14 protein-coding genes are annotated in these 13,297 nt (G+C 69.4%); 4 read left to right on the top strand and 10 right to left on the bottom strand.

Features of this window, described 5'->3' with window-relative positions:
- Nucleotides 1–13 precede the first annotated feature (13 nt).
- Nucleotides 14–2,266 (bottom strand): DNA helicase PcrA, encoded by a 2,253-nt coding sequence (pcrA, locus tag IEZ27_RS39910; RefSeq protein WP_446686190.1) that lies wholly within the window; start codon nt 2,264–2,266, stop codon nt 14–16.
- 95 nt (nt 2,267–2,361) lie between these two features.
- On the opposite strand from pcrA, the gene IEZ27_RS39905 reads away from it, so the two are divergent.
- Nucleotides 2,362–3,081 carry a PIG-L deacetylase family protein gene (locus tag IEZ27_RS39905; protein WP_189652026.1) on the top strand — a complete coding sequence of 240 codons (720 nt, stop codon included), beginning with the start codon at nt 2,362–2,364 and terminating at the stop codon, nt 3,079–3,081.
- A gap of 40 nt (nt 3,082–3,121) precedes the next feature.
- Here the strand turns inward: IEZ27_RS39905 and IEZ27_RS39900 are convergent, their stop codons facing one another.
- The 6 genes from IEZ27_RS39900 to IEZ27_RS39875 form a co-directional block, all read right to left on the bottom strand.
- A complete protein-coding gene (locus IEZ27_RS39900) occupies nt 3,122–3,553 on the bottom strand; it encodes a PIN domain nuclease (RefSeq protein WP_125644488.1) in 432 nt (143 codons plus the stop codon).
- Complete coding sequence (locus IEZ27_RS39895; protein ID WP_125644486.1) at nt 3,547–3,747, bottom strand: type II toxin-antitoxin system VapB family antitoxin; 201 nt, start codon at nt 3,745–3,747, stop codon at nt 3,547–3,549. Before IEZ27_RS39895 ends, IEZ27_RS39900 begins: the two co-directional genes overlap by 7 nt.
- A 218-nt stretch (nt 3,748–3,965) precedes the next feature.
- Nucleotides 3,966–4,646 (bottom strand): CPBP family intramembrane glutamic endopeptidase, encoded by a 681-nt coding sequence (locus tag IEZ27_RS39890; protein WP_189652025.1) that lies wholly within the window; start codon nt 4,644–4,646, stop codon nt 3,966–3,968.
- Nucleotides 4,647–4,665: 19 nt separating this feature from the next.
- Entirely contained in the window at nt 4,666–4,923 is a 258-nt protein-coding gene (locus IEZ27_RS39885) for a WhiB family transcriptional regulator (protein ID WP_189652024.1), read from the bottom strand.
- A 66-nt stretch (nt 4,924–4,989) separates the two neighbouring features.
- Entirely contained in the window at nt 4,990–5,637 is a 648-nt protein-coding gene (locus IEZ27_RS39880; protein WP_229824772.1) for a neutral zinc metallopeptidase, read from the bottom strand.
- Nucleotides 5,634–7,034 (bottom strand): glutamate--cysteine ligase, encoded by a 1,401-nt coding sequence (locus IEZ27_RS39875; RefSeq protein WP_229824771.1) that lies wholly within the window; start codon nt 7,032–7,034, stop codon nt 5,634–5,636. The genes IEZ27_RS39880 and IEZ27_RS39875 overlap by 4 nt, the downstream gene beginning before the upstream one ends.
- 146 nt (nt 7,035–7,180) lie before the next feature.
- On the opposite strand from IEZ27_RS39875, the gene galE reads away from it, so the two are divergent.
- A complete protein-coding gene (galE, locus tag IEZ27_RS39870) occupies nt 7,181–8,158 on the top strand; it encodes a UDP-glucose 4-epimerase GalE (protein ID WP_189652022.1) in 978 nt (325 codons plus the stop codon).
- 103 nt (nt 8,159–8,261) lie between these two features.
- Here galE and IEZ27_RS39865 read toward each other — a convergent pair whose 3' ends face one another.
- From IEZ27_RS39865 to IEZ27_RS39855, 3 genes are read right to left on the bottom strand one after another with little or no spacing between them, the layout of a single operon-like run.
- Complete coding sequence (locus IEZ27_RS39865; RefSeq protein WP_189652021.1) at nt 8,262–9,149, bottom strand: hypothetical protein; 888 nt, start codon at nt 9,147–9,149, stop codon at nt 8,262–8,264.
- 47 nt (nt 9,150–9,196) lie between these two features.
- On the bottom strand, nt 9,197–9,976 hold the full coding sequence (locus tag IEZ27_RS39860; protein WP_189652020.1) for a hypothetical protein: 780 nt from the start codon (nt 9,974–9,976) through the stop codon (nt 9,197–9,199).
- Between the two features lie 35 nt (nt 9,977–10,011).
- On the bottom strand, nt 10,012–10,827 hold the full coding sequence (locus IEZ27_RS39855) for a hypothetical protein (protein ID WP_189652019.1): 816 nt from the start codon (nt 10,825–10,827) through the stop codon (nt 10,012–10,014).
- 276 nt (nt 10,828–11,103) lie between these two features.
- Between IEZ27_RS39855 and sucC the strand changes: the two genes are divergently transcribed.
- Nucleotides 11,104–12,285, top strand: a complete 1,182-nt coding sequence (gene sucC / locus IEZ27_RS39850; RefSeq protein WP_125644470.1) for an ADP-forming succinate--CoA ligase subunit beta — start codon at nt 11,104–11,106, stop codon at nt 12,283–12,285.
- A 3-nt stretch (nt 12,286–12,288) separates the two neighbouring features.
- Nucleotides 12,289–13,164: a succinate--CoA ligase subunit alpha gene (gene sucD, locus IEZ27_RS39845; RefSeq protein WP_189652018.1), complete on the top strand. Its 876-nt coding sequence runs from the start codon at nt 12,289–12,291 to the stop codon at nt 13,162–13,164.
- Nucleotides 13,165–13,297: the final 133 nt, after the last annotated feature.

Below are 13,297 nucleotides of genomic sequence, written 5' to 3'. Positions count from 1 at the left end.
CCGGTCGCGCAGGTCAGAGCTTCTCTATGGGCGCGTACGTCAGCAGCAGCGTCTTCTCCCCGTCGGCGCCGAAGTCGATCTTGACCTTGGTCTTCTCCGCCACCCCGTCCACGGACACCACCGTGCCGAGCCCCCACTTGTCGTGGGTGACCCGGTCGCCGGGCGCCAGCGACGGCACCTGTCGTGACCCCCCGCTCTTGGGCGCCGGCCGCGCCGCGGGCTCCCGCCGCGTCGCCGCGCTCCAGGCGGACTTCTCCGGATCGGTACGCCAGTCGATGAGCTGCCCCGGCACCTCGTTCACGAACCGCGACGCCGGGTTGAACGACGGCGCCCCCCACGAGCTGCGCACCGCCGCCCGCGTGAGGTAGAGCCGCTTCTGCGCCCGGGTGATGCCCACGTAGGCCAGCCGCCGCTCCTCCTCCAGCTCCTTCGGCTCGCCGAGCGACCGGATGTGGGGGAACACGCCGTCCTCCATCGCGGTCAGGAAGACGACCGGGAACTCCAGCCCCTTGGCGGTGTGCAGGGTCATCAGCGTGACGACCCCCTGCCCGCCGTCGGCCTCGGGGATCTGGTCGGCGTCGGCCACCAGCGACACCTGCTCCAGGAACTCCACCAGCGTGCCCTCGGGGTTGGCCTCCTCGAACTCCGAGGCCACCGAGACGAGCTCGTTGAGGTTTTCCAGGCGGGACTCGTCCTGAGGATCCTCCGAGGCCTCCAGCTCGGCGCGGTAGCCGGTCGCGACCAGGATCTCCTCCGCCAGCGTCGACGGCGGGACGCCCTCGGCCTTGGCGATCAGCTCCTCGATCATCGCCACGAACTCGCGCACCGCGTTGAGCGAGCGCGTCGCCATGCCGTACGCCTCGTCGGCCCGGCGCAGCGCGTCCCAGAACGAGATGCGCTCGCGCGAGGACAGCGCCTCGATCATCGCCTCGGCCCGGTCGCCGATGCCGCGCTTGGGCACGTTGAGGATGCGCCGCATCGACACCACGTCGGCCGGGTTGGCCAGCACCCGCAGGTAGGCCAGCAGGTCCTTGACCTCCTTGCGCTCGTAGAAGCGCACCCCCCCGACCACCTTGTAGGGCAGCCCCGTGCGGATGAAGATCTCCTCGAACACACGGGAGGCGGCGTTGGTCCGGTAGAAGACCGCGACCTCGCTCGGTTTGACGTCGTCCTCGTCGCTCAGCCGGTCGACCTCTTGAGCCACGAACATGGCCTCGTCGTGCTCGTTGTCGGCGACGTAGCCCACGATCTTGGGGCCGTCGCCCTGGTCGGACCAGAGGTTCTTCGGCTTGCGGCCCTCGTTGCGGGCGATCACGGCGTTGGCCGCGGCCAGGATGTTCTGGGTGGAGCGGTAGTTCTGCTCCAGCAGGATCGTGCGCGCGTCGGGATAGTCGCGCTCGAACTCCAGGATGTTGCGGATCGTCGCGCCGCGGAAGGCGTAGATCGACTGGTCGGCGTCGCCCACCACGCACAACTCGGACATGTCGCTGCCCGAACGCACCACGTCACCGTCGGCGGTGCGCAGCTCGGGGTGGCCCACCAGCTCACGGATCAGGATGTACTGGGCGTGGTTGGTGTCCTGGTACTCGTCGACCAGCACGTGCCTGAACCGCATCCGGTAGTGCTCGGCCACCTCGGGGAAGAGCTGGAACAACGTCACCGTGTTCATGATGATGTCGTCGAAGTCCATCGCCCCGGCCTCGGTCAGCTTGAGCTGATAGGCCTTGTACGCCTGGGCGAGCGTCTTCTCCAGGTGCGAGCCCGCCTTGTCCAGCGCGGTCTCGTAGTCGACCAGCTCGTTCTTGAAGTTGCTCACCTGCGCCGAGAACGAGCGCGGCGGGTAGCGCTTCGGATCGAGCTCCATCTCCCTGCAGACCATCGCCATCAGCCGCTGCGAGTCGGCCTGGTCGTAGATCGAGAAGCTCGACGGGAACCCCAGCCGCTTGGCCTCGCGCCGCAGGATGCGCATGCAGGCGCTGTGGAAGGTCATCACCCACATCGCCTTGGAACGCGGCCCGACGAGCTTGTCGATGCGCTCCTTCATCTCGCGGGCGGCCTTGTTGGTGAAGGTGATGGCCAGGATCTCGCCCGGATGCGCGTCGCGCTCGGCCAGCAGGTAGGCGATGCGGTGCGTGAGCACCCGCGTCTTCCCCGACCCCGCGCCCGCCACGATGAGCAGCGGGCTGCCATGATGGATCACGGCCTCGCGCTGCTGGGGGTTGAGGCCGTCGAGCAAGGGGTGGTCAACAGAGACTTGGGTCGGCACCCACCTAGGTTAAGACGCGCCACCGACAAACGGCGCCCGGAATGCCTTCGACGGGGTGCCGGTTGTCCTCCGTACAGGGTCCAGGAAGGGAAGCCATGCTGCCGGAAGCCGAGATCAACCGGGTACTTGTCGTGACCGCACACCCCGACGACGTCGACTTTGCGGCGGCGGGAAGCGTGGCGCTGTTCGTCGGGCGGGGCGTGGAGGTCACGTACCTGCTGGTCACGGACGGTGACGCCGGCGGCAACGAGCGCACTCTGGACAACTCCGGCATGGCCGAGCTCCGCAGGACCGAGCAGCTCGCCGCCGCCAAGGCCGTGGGCGTGACGGACGTACGCTTCCTCGGCCACTCCGACGGCCGGGTGGTGCCCTCGCTCGACCTGCGGCGCGACATCGCCCGAGTGATCCGCCAGGTACGCCCCGACCTGGTCGTCACCCACCACCCCGACCGCAACTACCAGTTCGTCGCCCCCAGCCACCCCGACCACCGGGCCGTGGGCGGCGCCGCGCTCGACGCGGTCTACCCCGACGCCCGCAACCCCTACGCCTTCCCCGAGCTGCTGCGCGAGGAGGGCCTGGAGGCGTGGACGGTCAGGGAGGTCTGGCTGAACGGCGGCCCGACCCCCAACCACTGGGTGGACGTGACCGAGGTCATGGACCGCAAGCTCGCGGCCTTGCAGTCGCATGTCAGCCAGGTCGCCCACGTCGAAGGCTTCGTCGACTTCGTCCGGAGCCGGTTCGCCGCCTGGGCCGAGCAGGCCGGCTTCGGCGAGGGCCACTACGCGGAGGGCTTCCAGGTCGTACCCACGGCCTGACCGCCCTCCCCGCCACGGGCCGAGACGGGCTGAGACGGGCTCAGGGAACGGAGCCCGGCGGCACCACCCAGAGCGCGGGTTGCCCGGTGACCTGGGAGATGACGTCGAAGTCCCGGTCGTAGTGCAGGATCGTCGCCTGATGCGCCTCGGCACAGGCGGCGATCAGCAGATCGCCCGGCCCGACCGCCCGGTGGTGCGGCCTTCCGGCGAGCATCGCCTGCATCTCCAGCACCCGGGGGCCGACCTCCTTGTGGGTGATGGACAGGAGCCGGAAGCTCTCCCGCAGGTAGTGGGCGTCCCTCTCGTAGCCCTGCTGGTCACGGGCGCTGTAGAGCACCTCCAGTTGCGTGACCTCGCAGACGGCCAGCGCCTTGTCGAGCATGAGCGGCTGGAGTGCCTGGTGGACCGCAGGGTGCGGCATGCGGGCCAGCGCGCTCTTGTCGACGAGGTAGACCACTCCCGTGGTCACCACGCATGGTTCGGGCGCTCCTGACCCAGGAGATCGGTATTGTCCCGGGTACGCCAGTATTCGAAGGCTTCGCGCCGTCTGGCTCTTTCGGCGATCTCCTCCAGGGCCGCGTTGACCGTGTCTTTCATGGTCGAAGTTCCCAACTCCCGCTGGGCCAGCTCCAGAAGTCGCTTGTCGATGTCGACTACCGTCCGCATACAACAACACCTCCGTACCTCCGGCGTATATCAGAATGCGTGATCTTGATATACGCGCTCCCCAGAGTGGTGCGCTTCCGGGGAGGGCGCTTGGCGCAGACGCTAGAGCATCGAGGGCGGGTCGCGTGGAGCGTTCCAAAGAGAGGTGGAGGATCCTCATCTTCCGAGGTGGAATCCTCATCCCGGCCCGGGGGAAAGTCTCCACCCGGCGGGGTGGGTCAGCGTTTCGGGGAGAGCCTGGCGAAGAGGTAGCCGAGCGAGTTCGTGGCCAGATGCAGCATGGACGGCGCCAGCAGCCCGCCGCGCCGCCGCAGCTCGCAGAAGAGCACACCTGCCCCCGCCGTGGACACCACGCTGCCGGCCACCACCCGCGCGACGTCGAGGTGGGCCGGCGACTCGCCCGCCGTCAGCGCCCCGAGCGCCGGGTTGGCGCGGGCCATGTCGATCGCCGGGAGGATGTGCCACAGGCCGAACAGCGCCGAGGAGACCGCCGTCGCGGAGATCGTGCCGTGGCGCTTGGCCAGCATGGCGTGCAGCGCGCCGCGGAACCCGACCTCCTCCAGCAACACCGTGCCCAAGGGGACCTGGAGCAGGGCCTCCTCCAGGGCGCGGGCGCGCGAGAGCGACAGGGCGCGCTCGTCGTGGAAGAGCGGCCTGGTGCGGGGGACGGCGACGCCCACGGTGTAGACCGCGGCGACGGCCGCCGCCAGCGCGCCGCCGACGGCCGCGCCCCGGCGCCCGTGCTCGAACCCGAGCTCCCGCCAGGACACGCCGTGCCGGCGGGCCATCGCCACGAGGGCGGCGGTGGCGGCGGCGGACGTCAGGGGCGCGAGCCTGGGGGCGATCTTGTTGTTGAGGACGTTGGCGGCGGTGAGGACGGCGATCGAGCGCAGCAGCACCCTTGCAGGCTACGTCGCCTCAGGAGGCGGCGGAGTCGCGCCAGCCGGCGGGGAAGCGGGCGCGGCGGCGTTCCTGCGGGGTGAGGCCGCCCCAGATGCCCTCCGTCTCGCCGGCGCGTAAGGCGTAGGACCGGCACTCGGCCATGACCGGGCAGCGGGCGCAGACCGCCTTCGCCCTGGCCTCCTGCAACGGTGAGGGCGCGAGGGGGAAGAAGAGGTCAGGGTCGCTGGATCTGCACGCGCCTTTGCGCAGCCAGCGGATCTCCTCCTGTGGCATGTCTCCACCGTAGAGGGAGGTCATGATCGCACACATCATCCTCTGGGTTGACCCGGGTGTACTCCCTCAGCAGGCGGGCACGCCGTCGTCGTAGCCGTCGGCGAAGGCGGACTGGCGTTGCTCGGCGGTGCCGTGGGCGGCGGGGTTCAGCCAGTCGTCCGTGGGGTCGCCGGCGGCCTCCAGGCTGAGCAACAGTTCGTCCTCGTCACCCGGGTCGGCGCGCAGGGAACCCGAGCGGACCAGCGCCGACAGCGTGCCGCCGGCGTAGCAGTCGGCCTGGAGCTCGGCCTGGACGTTCAGCTCGAAACCGGTCCGGAGCTGGGACTGGACGGCGTGGCCGAACTCGTGCGGGATGATCACGTAGACCGCGCCGTCGCCCATGTCGTTCCACAGGGACTCCATCCACGACCGGTCGTAGGCGATGAAGTGGCCCTCGGGGCAGTAGAAGGCGTTGTTCGGTACGGAAGGCTCGCCGCCGCAGACAGGGCCGGACTTCCCGGAATAGGGGATGAAATCGACTATCGGGCGATAAGTCATCCCCTGCTGGTCGAAGAAATCCGTCCAGAAGGACTCGGTGAGCGTGCGCGCGGTCCGCAGGTCGTCCTCGAACGTGTCGGCCCCCTGGACGTCCCTCGACGCGGGCCTGGTCAGGCCGCACGAGGCGAGCAGCAGGGCGAGGGCCATGGCGAGGACGCCGGTGCGCACGATGTTCACACGTCCCAAGTGTGCACCGGATCGTTGCCGTGCATGCGCTCTATGTAGTCCAACGTCATTCTCCGTAGCGCCTCGTGCCGGTCGCCGCCCTGCGCGCGCACCCGTTCCACCTGCCACGTCGCCCCCGTACGGCCCGTCAGGCAGCGGCCCTCGACGATGCCGAGCAGCCGGTCGGCGACCGGCGCGTTCACACCCCACTCGGCCAGGCCCTCGCGTGCCATGGGCAGCAGCCTGCGCAGGATCAGCTCGGCGGCCGGCACCTCGCCCAGGCCCGGCCAGTACAGCCGGGCGTCCAGGCCGTGGCGGGCCGCGGCGGCAAGGTTGTCCTCGGCGGTGCGGAAGGACATCTGGCTCCAGATCGGCCGCTCGGCCGATGGGAGTACGCGCATCAGGCCGTAGTAGAAGGCGGCGTTCGCGGCGATGTCGGCCACCGTGGGCCCGGCGGGCAGCACGCGGTTCTCCACACGCAGGTGCGGTACGCCGTCCACGACCGCGTAGACGGGCCGGTTCCAGCGGTAGACGGTGCCGTTGTGCAGGGTCAGCTCGTGCAGGTGGGGGATGCGTCCCTGGTCGAGCTCGGCGCGCGGGTCCTCCTCCTCGCACAGGGGCAGCAGTGCCGGGTAGTAGCTGACGTTCTCCTCGAACAGGTCGAAGACGCTGGTGATCCAGCGTTCCCCGAACCACACCCGGGGACGCACGCCCTGCGTCTTCAGCTCGGCCGGGCGGGTGTCGGTGGCCTGCTCGAACAGCGCGATCCTGGTCTCGCGGTGCAGTTCCTTGCCGAACAGGTAGGGGGAGTTGGCCGCGAGCGCGACCTGGGGGCCCGCGATGACCTGGGCGGCGTTCCAGTGCGGCGCGAACGCCTCCGGGCTGACCTGGAGGTGCAGCTGGACGCTGGTGCACGCGGCCTCGGGCGCGACGCTGTCGGCGTGGGTGTCGAGGCGTTCGACGCCTTCGATGCACAGGTGCAGATCTTCGCCGCGGGCGGCGAAGATCTGCTCGTTGAGCAGGCGGTAGCGGGGGTTCGCCGACAGGGTGCCCTCGCCGATGTCCTGTTCGCGCAGTGTGGGCAGGATGCCGATCAGCATCAGGTGCCCGTCCTGGGAGCGGGCGCGCTCCTCGGCGTGGTTGAGCCGCCTTCGTACGTCCTCCTCCAGGTGGAGTGGGCCGTCGCCGCTCAGCTCGCGTGGCTCGACGTTGATCTCGATGTTGAACTGGCCCAGCTCGGTGGCCCAGTCCGGCTGTTCGATCGCGGCCAGCACCTGGGCGTTGCGCATGGCGGCCTCGCCGCGGGCGTCCACGATGTTGAGCTCGATCTCCAGGCCGGCGCGAGGGCGTTCGAACTCGAAGCGGGACTCGCGCAACATCTGGGCGAAGACGTCGAGACATCGACGCACCTTTTCCCGATATTTCCGGCGATCGTCCCGGCTGAACACGACGACTGGTACGTCCCTGCCCATAACAGGAAATGTCGCACGCCGAGGCCGACATGACCAGCAGGAGATCGGCACGGCGGTTCCGGTGATCGCCATAGGGTTCGGGGATGCGCGTATTGATTACAGGTGGGGCGGGCTACATCGGCAGCACGGTCGCGTCCGCGTGCCTCGACGCCGGGATCGAGCCCATGATCCTCGACAACCTCGTGACGGGCCGCAGGGAGTTCGCCGAGGGACGGGTCTTCTACGAAGGGGACATCTCCGACGGCCCGCTGATCGACAAGATCTTCGCCGAGAACCCCGGCATCGAGGCCGTCGTCCACTGCGCGGCCCTGATCGTCGTACCCGACTCCGTCGCCGACCCGGTCGGCTACTACCGCGCGAACGTCACCAAGAGTCTGGAGTTCGTCGACCACCTGCTGCGCAACGGCTGCCAGCGGATGATCTTCAGCTCGTCCGCGTCGATCTACCAGGCGGGCGCCGACCACACCGTGGACGAGGACTCACCGCTCGCGCCGCAGAGCCCGTACGCGCGGACCAAGGCGGTCTGCGAGGCCATGTTCGCCGACGTCGCCGCGACCCGCCCGATCCGGATCCTGTCCCTGCGCTACTTCAACCCGATCGGCGCCGACCCCGCTATGCGTACGGGCCTGCAACTGCGCCGCCCGAGCCACGCCCTGGGCAAGATGATCGAGGCGTACGAGGAGGGTGTGCCGTTCCGGATCACCGGCACCGACTACCCGACGAGCGACGGCACCGGCATCCGCGACTACGTGCACGTCTGGGACCTGGCCGCCGCGCACGTGGCGGCGTTGTGGCGGTTCGACTCCCTGGACGCCGACGTGATCAACCTCGGCACCGGCGCGGGCACGACGGTCCGCGAACTGGCCGAGGCGTTCAACCGGGTGGCCGACCGGCCGATCGACGTGGTCGAGGCGCCCGCCCGGCCGGGCGACGTGGCCGGGGCCTACACACGCAGCGACCGGGCGCGCCGGCTGCTGGGCTGGGAGACCCGGTACACGGTCGAGCAGGGCATCAGGCACTCGCTGGACTGGGCGGCCCTGCGCGATTCGCGCCTCGCCTGACGTACGGCCCCACGAGCGGCCCGCGTCCCTCCCCGCCAAGCGGCGGCGGGGGAGACGCGGGCTCACGTCATGCGGGCTGTCCCACATGGCGACTGTTCATCGACTACTTGGCGACGCTGACGCCGAACGGCAGGTCGAGCGAGGAGAGGTCGTCCTTGCCGTTCTCGAACTCGCTGGAGACGTCCTCAGCCGTCGGAGCCTTGATCGACACGGCATCGCCCCAACCGGTGAACCGGGTGTCGACGCGCAAACCGTCCTTCTTGGAGCCGGACCCCGTGATCGCGGTCTGCGGGAACGTCGACACCAGACGGACGGGCAGCCCGGCCGCGTTCACGGTGAGCTTCCAGGTGATGACGCTCTTCAGCGCCTTCGCCGGCAGGTCGGTGTCGATCGAGCTCGCCCGGTACCAGGGCGAGACCTTCCGCAGGGCACCGACGGTGATCGTGCCCGCGTAGCCGCCGCTCACCGGCTTGGCCGTCTTGAGCAGCGTCTTGAGCGTGCCCTGCTCGGCGACGTTCACCGGCTGGCCGAACGTGCCGGTGAGGCCGCCGGTCGGGCCGTGCGGGGCCTTGAACCAGGTCTCGCCCTCCGGCAGCAGCGAGCTCCACAGGCCGCCGGACAGGTACGACGTGGTGCCGATCCGGATCGTGCGCTCGGGCTTGGCCAGCGCCTTGAGCTCCTCCGGCGCCTCGTCGCCGCCCAGGTCGGACAGGGTGATGGCGAACTTGCCGGTGATGTCCGAGGCGGCGATGCCGGACTTGCCGAACTGGAGGGTCCCCGTGCGCCGGACGAAGACGTCCTCGCGGTCGCCCGCGGTGAGGATGATGCGCTCGCTGAACTTCAGGCCCTTGCCGGGCACGAGCTGCTTCTTGACGGCGGTCACGGGGTTCTTGGGCGCCGCGGCCTGGGCGGGGGTCGCCAGCAGCGCAGGGGTCGCGGCCACGAGGGCGGCGGTCGTCGCCAGCGCGAGGCCGGTGAGGGTTCGCTTCATTGCGAATGTGTTCCTTGTTGTGAGGGGGAGTGACGACAGCTCGCCGGCTAACGGAACTGGCCGAGCGAGCTGGTGGAACCGTCGGGAATGTCCTTGAAGAGCTGGTCGAGCTTGGCGACTTCCTCGTCCGCCAGCTCGCTGAGGGAGATCACCTCGTCGGCCGGGGGCTCCTTGACGCTGACCTTCGCGCCCCAGCCCGAGAGCCGGGTCTCGACGACGGACCGTATCCAGTACCTGTCGGCCGTGATCTTCTGCTCGCTGTCGACGCGGACGGGCAGTGCCGCGGAGTTCAGCCCCAGCCGGTAGCCGAACGCCCCGGTGCCGCCGATCGTCCGCGCCTGCGCCATCGTGAGCGATCCCCGGTGGAGGCCGTTCTTGAGGGAGGCGTGCGCGAGCAGGGTCCTGATCACCTTGGGGGCCAGGACGTCGACCGGCTGGTCCGAGACGATCGGGGCGCCCTCCAAGCCGTCCATGAGCACCCATGTCTTGCCCATGGGCAGCGTGCCGGACAGCTCGGTGGTCCGGAGGTAGTACCGGCCGCCGACGCTGAGGCAGCGGAGCCGGCTGGTCTTCGTCCCGTCGGTCATCCTGAACACGACGTCGGAGGCGACGGGCCCGGACGTGCCGAACTCCACGGAGCCGGTGATGCGGACGACCTCGGCGTCGTCGGGGTGGTCCGAGGTGATCCGCATGGTCTCGGAGATCGTGACCCCGTGGCCCGGGACGAGCTGCCGCTTCAGCGCCGTGGCCGGATCGGCGGCCGCCTGTGCGGGGGCGGCCTGTACGAGGGCCGCGGCCGTCACCGCGGCCGCGAGCAATCGCTTCATGAGTTTCCTCGGCTGGGAAGGCTGAGAAGGCGGGGCTACTTGACGCCGCCCAGGGAGTTGAGCGAGCCGTCCGGGATGTCCTGCGGGACCGCGCTGCCGTCGGTGAGGTCGGCGACGTCGATCACGTCGTCGGCCGGCGGGGCCTTGACCTTGACCTTCGCGCCCCAGCCGGTGAAGCGGGTCTCGGTGGTGCTGCGGCTCTCGCCGAGGACGCCGAAGTCGAGCGTCCAGTCGCTGACGACCCTGGTGACCAGGCCCGCGGAGTTCAGCGCGAGCAGGTACGACACCTTGATCTTGGCGACCTTCTTGTCGACCGGCTGGTCGTAGATCTTGCCGAGCTCCTTGACCGTGACCGAGCCCCGGTAGACGCCGCCCTTGGTGCTCTTGGCGTGGGAGACGAGGATCTTGAGCACCTTGGGCTCGAAGACGTCGAGCAACTGGCTGGAGTTGCTCATCCGCATGCCGGTGTCGGGGTAGCGGACCCACTTCTTGCCCTCGGGCAGGCCGTCGCTGTAAATACCGCCCTGCGCGTAGACGTGCTTGCCCACGGTGATCATCCGGGTCGGCATCAGTGACGCGAACATGTCGGCGTTCTTGCCCGCGGTGCGATTTCTCACGTCCGAGGCGACGATTCCGGACTTGCCGAACTCAAGAACGCCGGACGACTTCGCGGTGCCGGTGCTCTTGCCGTCCACCGAGGTACGGGACGTCTCGGCGAACCGAACGCCGTGCCCGGCGACGTACTGCTTCTTCAGCGCCTTCGCCGGGTCCACGGGCGCGGCCTGGGCGGGAGCCGCGGTCACGAGCGCCGCCGCGGAGGCCAGGGCCAGACCCGCGATAATTCGCTTCATGTGTTTCCTTCAGATCAAATCGAGGGGAGCAGGAATCCTGCCAATTGAAGATCACGACCATATATCGACCGACACCGCTTAAGGCTGCGAATCGGTGCAATTTCGGTGCAGAACGGGACATGGCGAAGTGAGATCACCGTCACATAGCGGAAGAACCATGCCCCGATGACCTGGGCAGGTCAAGCTTGGGGCTAGGCTTCACTGGCGGAAACGCCCGGCACGCACGGGGTTGCCCGGGCCGTCGAACATCAGTCGGATAAGCAAGGACGGACCCTCGTGGACCTGTTCGAACATCAGGCGAAGGAGCTCTTCGCTGACTACGGCATCCCGGTGCCACGCGGCATCGTCGCCAACACCGTGGAGGAGGTGCGGGCGGCGGCTGAGGAGCTGACCGGCCGCGTTGTCGTCAAGGCCCAGGTCAAGACCGGCGGCCGCGGCAAGGCCGGCGGCGTGAAGGTGGCCGACGACGCCGCCGACGCCGTCGAGAAGGCCACCGCCATCCTCGGCATGGACATCAAGGGCCACACGGTCCACAAGGTGCTCGTGGAGGAGGCCAGCGCGATCGCGGAGGAGTACTACTTCTCCTTCCTGCTCGACCGCGCCAACCGCACCTTCCTCGCGATCTGCTCCGCCGCCGGCGGCATGGACATCGAAGAGGTCGCCCACAGCACGCCCGAGAAGGTCGCCAAGGTGCCGGTCTCGGCGCTCGACGGCATCGACCGCGCCACGGCCCGCGAGATCGCGGTCGCCGGCGGCCTGCCCGAGAAGGCCCTCGACGGCGCCGCCGAGCTCATCGAGAAGCTCTGGTGCTGCTTCGTCGACGAGGACGCCACGCTGGTCGAGGTCAACCCGATGATCCTGTCGGCCGACGGCCAGGTGAAGGCGCTCGACGGCAAGGTCACCCTCGACGAGAACGCCGGCTTCCGCCAGGCCGACCACGAGGCGCTGGCCGACAAGGCCGCCGAGGACCCGCTCGAGGCCAAGGCCAAGGAGAAGGACCTCAACTACGTCAAGCTCGACGGCAACGTCGGCATCATCGGCAACGGCGCGGGCCTGGTCATGTCCACCCTCGACGTGGTGGCCTACGCCGGCGAGGCGTTCCCCGGCAAGCCGTCCCCCGCGAACTTCCTCGACATCGGCGGCGGCGCCTCGGCCGAGGTCATGGCCGCGGGCCTGGAGATCATCCTCTCCGACCCCAGCGTGAAGTCGATCTTCGTGAACGTCTTCGGCGGCATCACCGCCTGCGACGCCGTCGCCAACGGCATCGTCTCGGCGTTCAAGCTGCTGGAGAGCCGCGGCGAGGCCGTGACCCACCCGCTGGTGGTCCGCCTCGACGGCAACAACGCCCTGCTCGGGCGGCAGATCCTGGCCGACGCCGCGCTCCCGCGGGTCGAGCTGGTTGACACGATGGACGACGCGGCCAAGCGGGCCGCCGAGCTCGCTGCGGTAGGTGCGTGAGTCATGGCTATCTGGCTGACCGAGAACAGCAAGATCATCGTTCAGGGCATGACCGGCGGTGAGGGCACCAAGCACACCCGCCGCATGCTCGCCTCCGGCGCGAAGGTCGTCGGCGGCGTCAACGCCCGCAAGGCGGGCATCACGCACGAGGGCCTGCCCGTGTTCGGCACGGTCAAGGAGGCCATGGAGCAGACGGGCGCCGACGTGTCGGTCGTCTTCGTGCCGCCGGCCCACACCAAGGCCGCCGTCAAGGAGGCCGTCGACGCCGAGATCCCGCTCTGCGTCGTGATCACCGAGGGCATCCCGGTCCACGACTCGACCGAGTTCTGGGCGTACGCGGTGGCCAAGGGCAACAAGACCCGCATCATCGGCCCCAACTGCCCCGGCATCGCCTCGCCCGGCGCCTCCAACGCCGGCATCATCCCCGCCGACATCACCACCGCCGGCCGCATCGGCCTGGTCTCGAAGTCCGGCACGCTGACCTACCAGCTCATGTACGAGCTGCGCGACTTCGGTTTCTCCACCGCGGTCGGCATCGGCGGCGACCCGGTCATCGGCACCACGCACATCGACGCGCTCCAGGCGTTCCAGGACGACCCCGACACCGACGCCATCGTGATGATCGGTGAGATCGGCGGCGACGCCGAGGAGCGGGCCGCGGCCTACATCGAGCAGCACGTCACCAAGCCGGTCGTGGCCTACGTCGCGGGCTTCACCGCCCCCGAGGGCAAGACGATGGGCCACGCCGGCGCCATCGTCTCCGGCTCGGCCGGCACCGCCCAGGCCAAGAAGGAGGCCCTGGAGAAGGTCGGCGTCCGCGTCGGCAAGACCCCCTCCGAGACGGCCCGCCTGATGCGCGAGACCATGCAGTCCCGCTAGTCATGCCGGAAAAGCCCCGCCTGGCCGCCGCTTGGGTTCTAGGGTTCGTTGCAACACCCCAGCTCTGGGGATGCGATGGACTTCGAGATCCGCAAGGTGCGCAAGGCGCAGGGGCCGAAGAAGCTCCGGGCCG

The sequence above is a fragment of the Nonomuraea spiralis genome, assembly GCF_014648435.1.
Lineage (GTDB): Bacteria > Actinomycetota > Actinomycetes > Streptosporangiales > Streptosporangiaceae > Nonomuraea > Nonomuraea spiralis.
The sequence above is the reverse complement of the archived record's forward strand: the minus strand, read 5'-3'. Positions and strand labels throughout refer to the sequence as shown.

Bases quoted from the DNA above. Each gene is read 5' to 3' on its own strand.
- IEZ27_RS39885 (WP_189652024.1), bottom strand. From the start codon at position 4,923: ATGCCACAGGAGGAGATCCGCTGGCTGCGCAAAGGCGCGTGCAGATCC.
- IEZ27_RS39865 (WP_189652021.1), bottom strand. From the start codon at position 9,149: ATGAAGCGAACCCTCACCGGCCTCGCGCTGGCGACGACCGCCGCCCTC.
- IEZ27_RS39905 (WP_189652026.1), top strand. From the start codon at position 2,362: ATGCTGCCGGAAGCCGAGATCAACCGGGTACTTGTCGTGACCGCACAC.
- galE (WP_189652022.1), top strand. From the start codon at position 7,181: ATGCGCGTATTGATTACAGGTGGGGCGGGCTACATCGGCAGCACGGTC.
- sucD (WP_189652018.1), top strand. From the start codon at position 12,289: ATGGCTATCTGGCTGACCGAGAACAGCAAGATCATCGTTCAGGGCATG.
- IEZ27_RS39895 (WP_125644486.1), bottom strand. From the start codon at position 3,747: ATGCGGACGGTAGTCGACATCGACAAGCGACTTCTGGAGCTGGCCCAG.
- IEZ27_RS39860 (WP_189652020.1), bottom strand. From the start codon at position 9,976: ATGAAGCGATTGCTCGCGGCCGCGGTGACGGCCGCGGCCCTCGTACAG.
- IEZ27_RS39855 (WP_189652019.1), bottom strand. From the start codon at position 10,827: ATGAAGCGAATTATCGCGGGTCTGGCCCTGGCCTCCGCGGCGGCGCTC.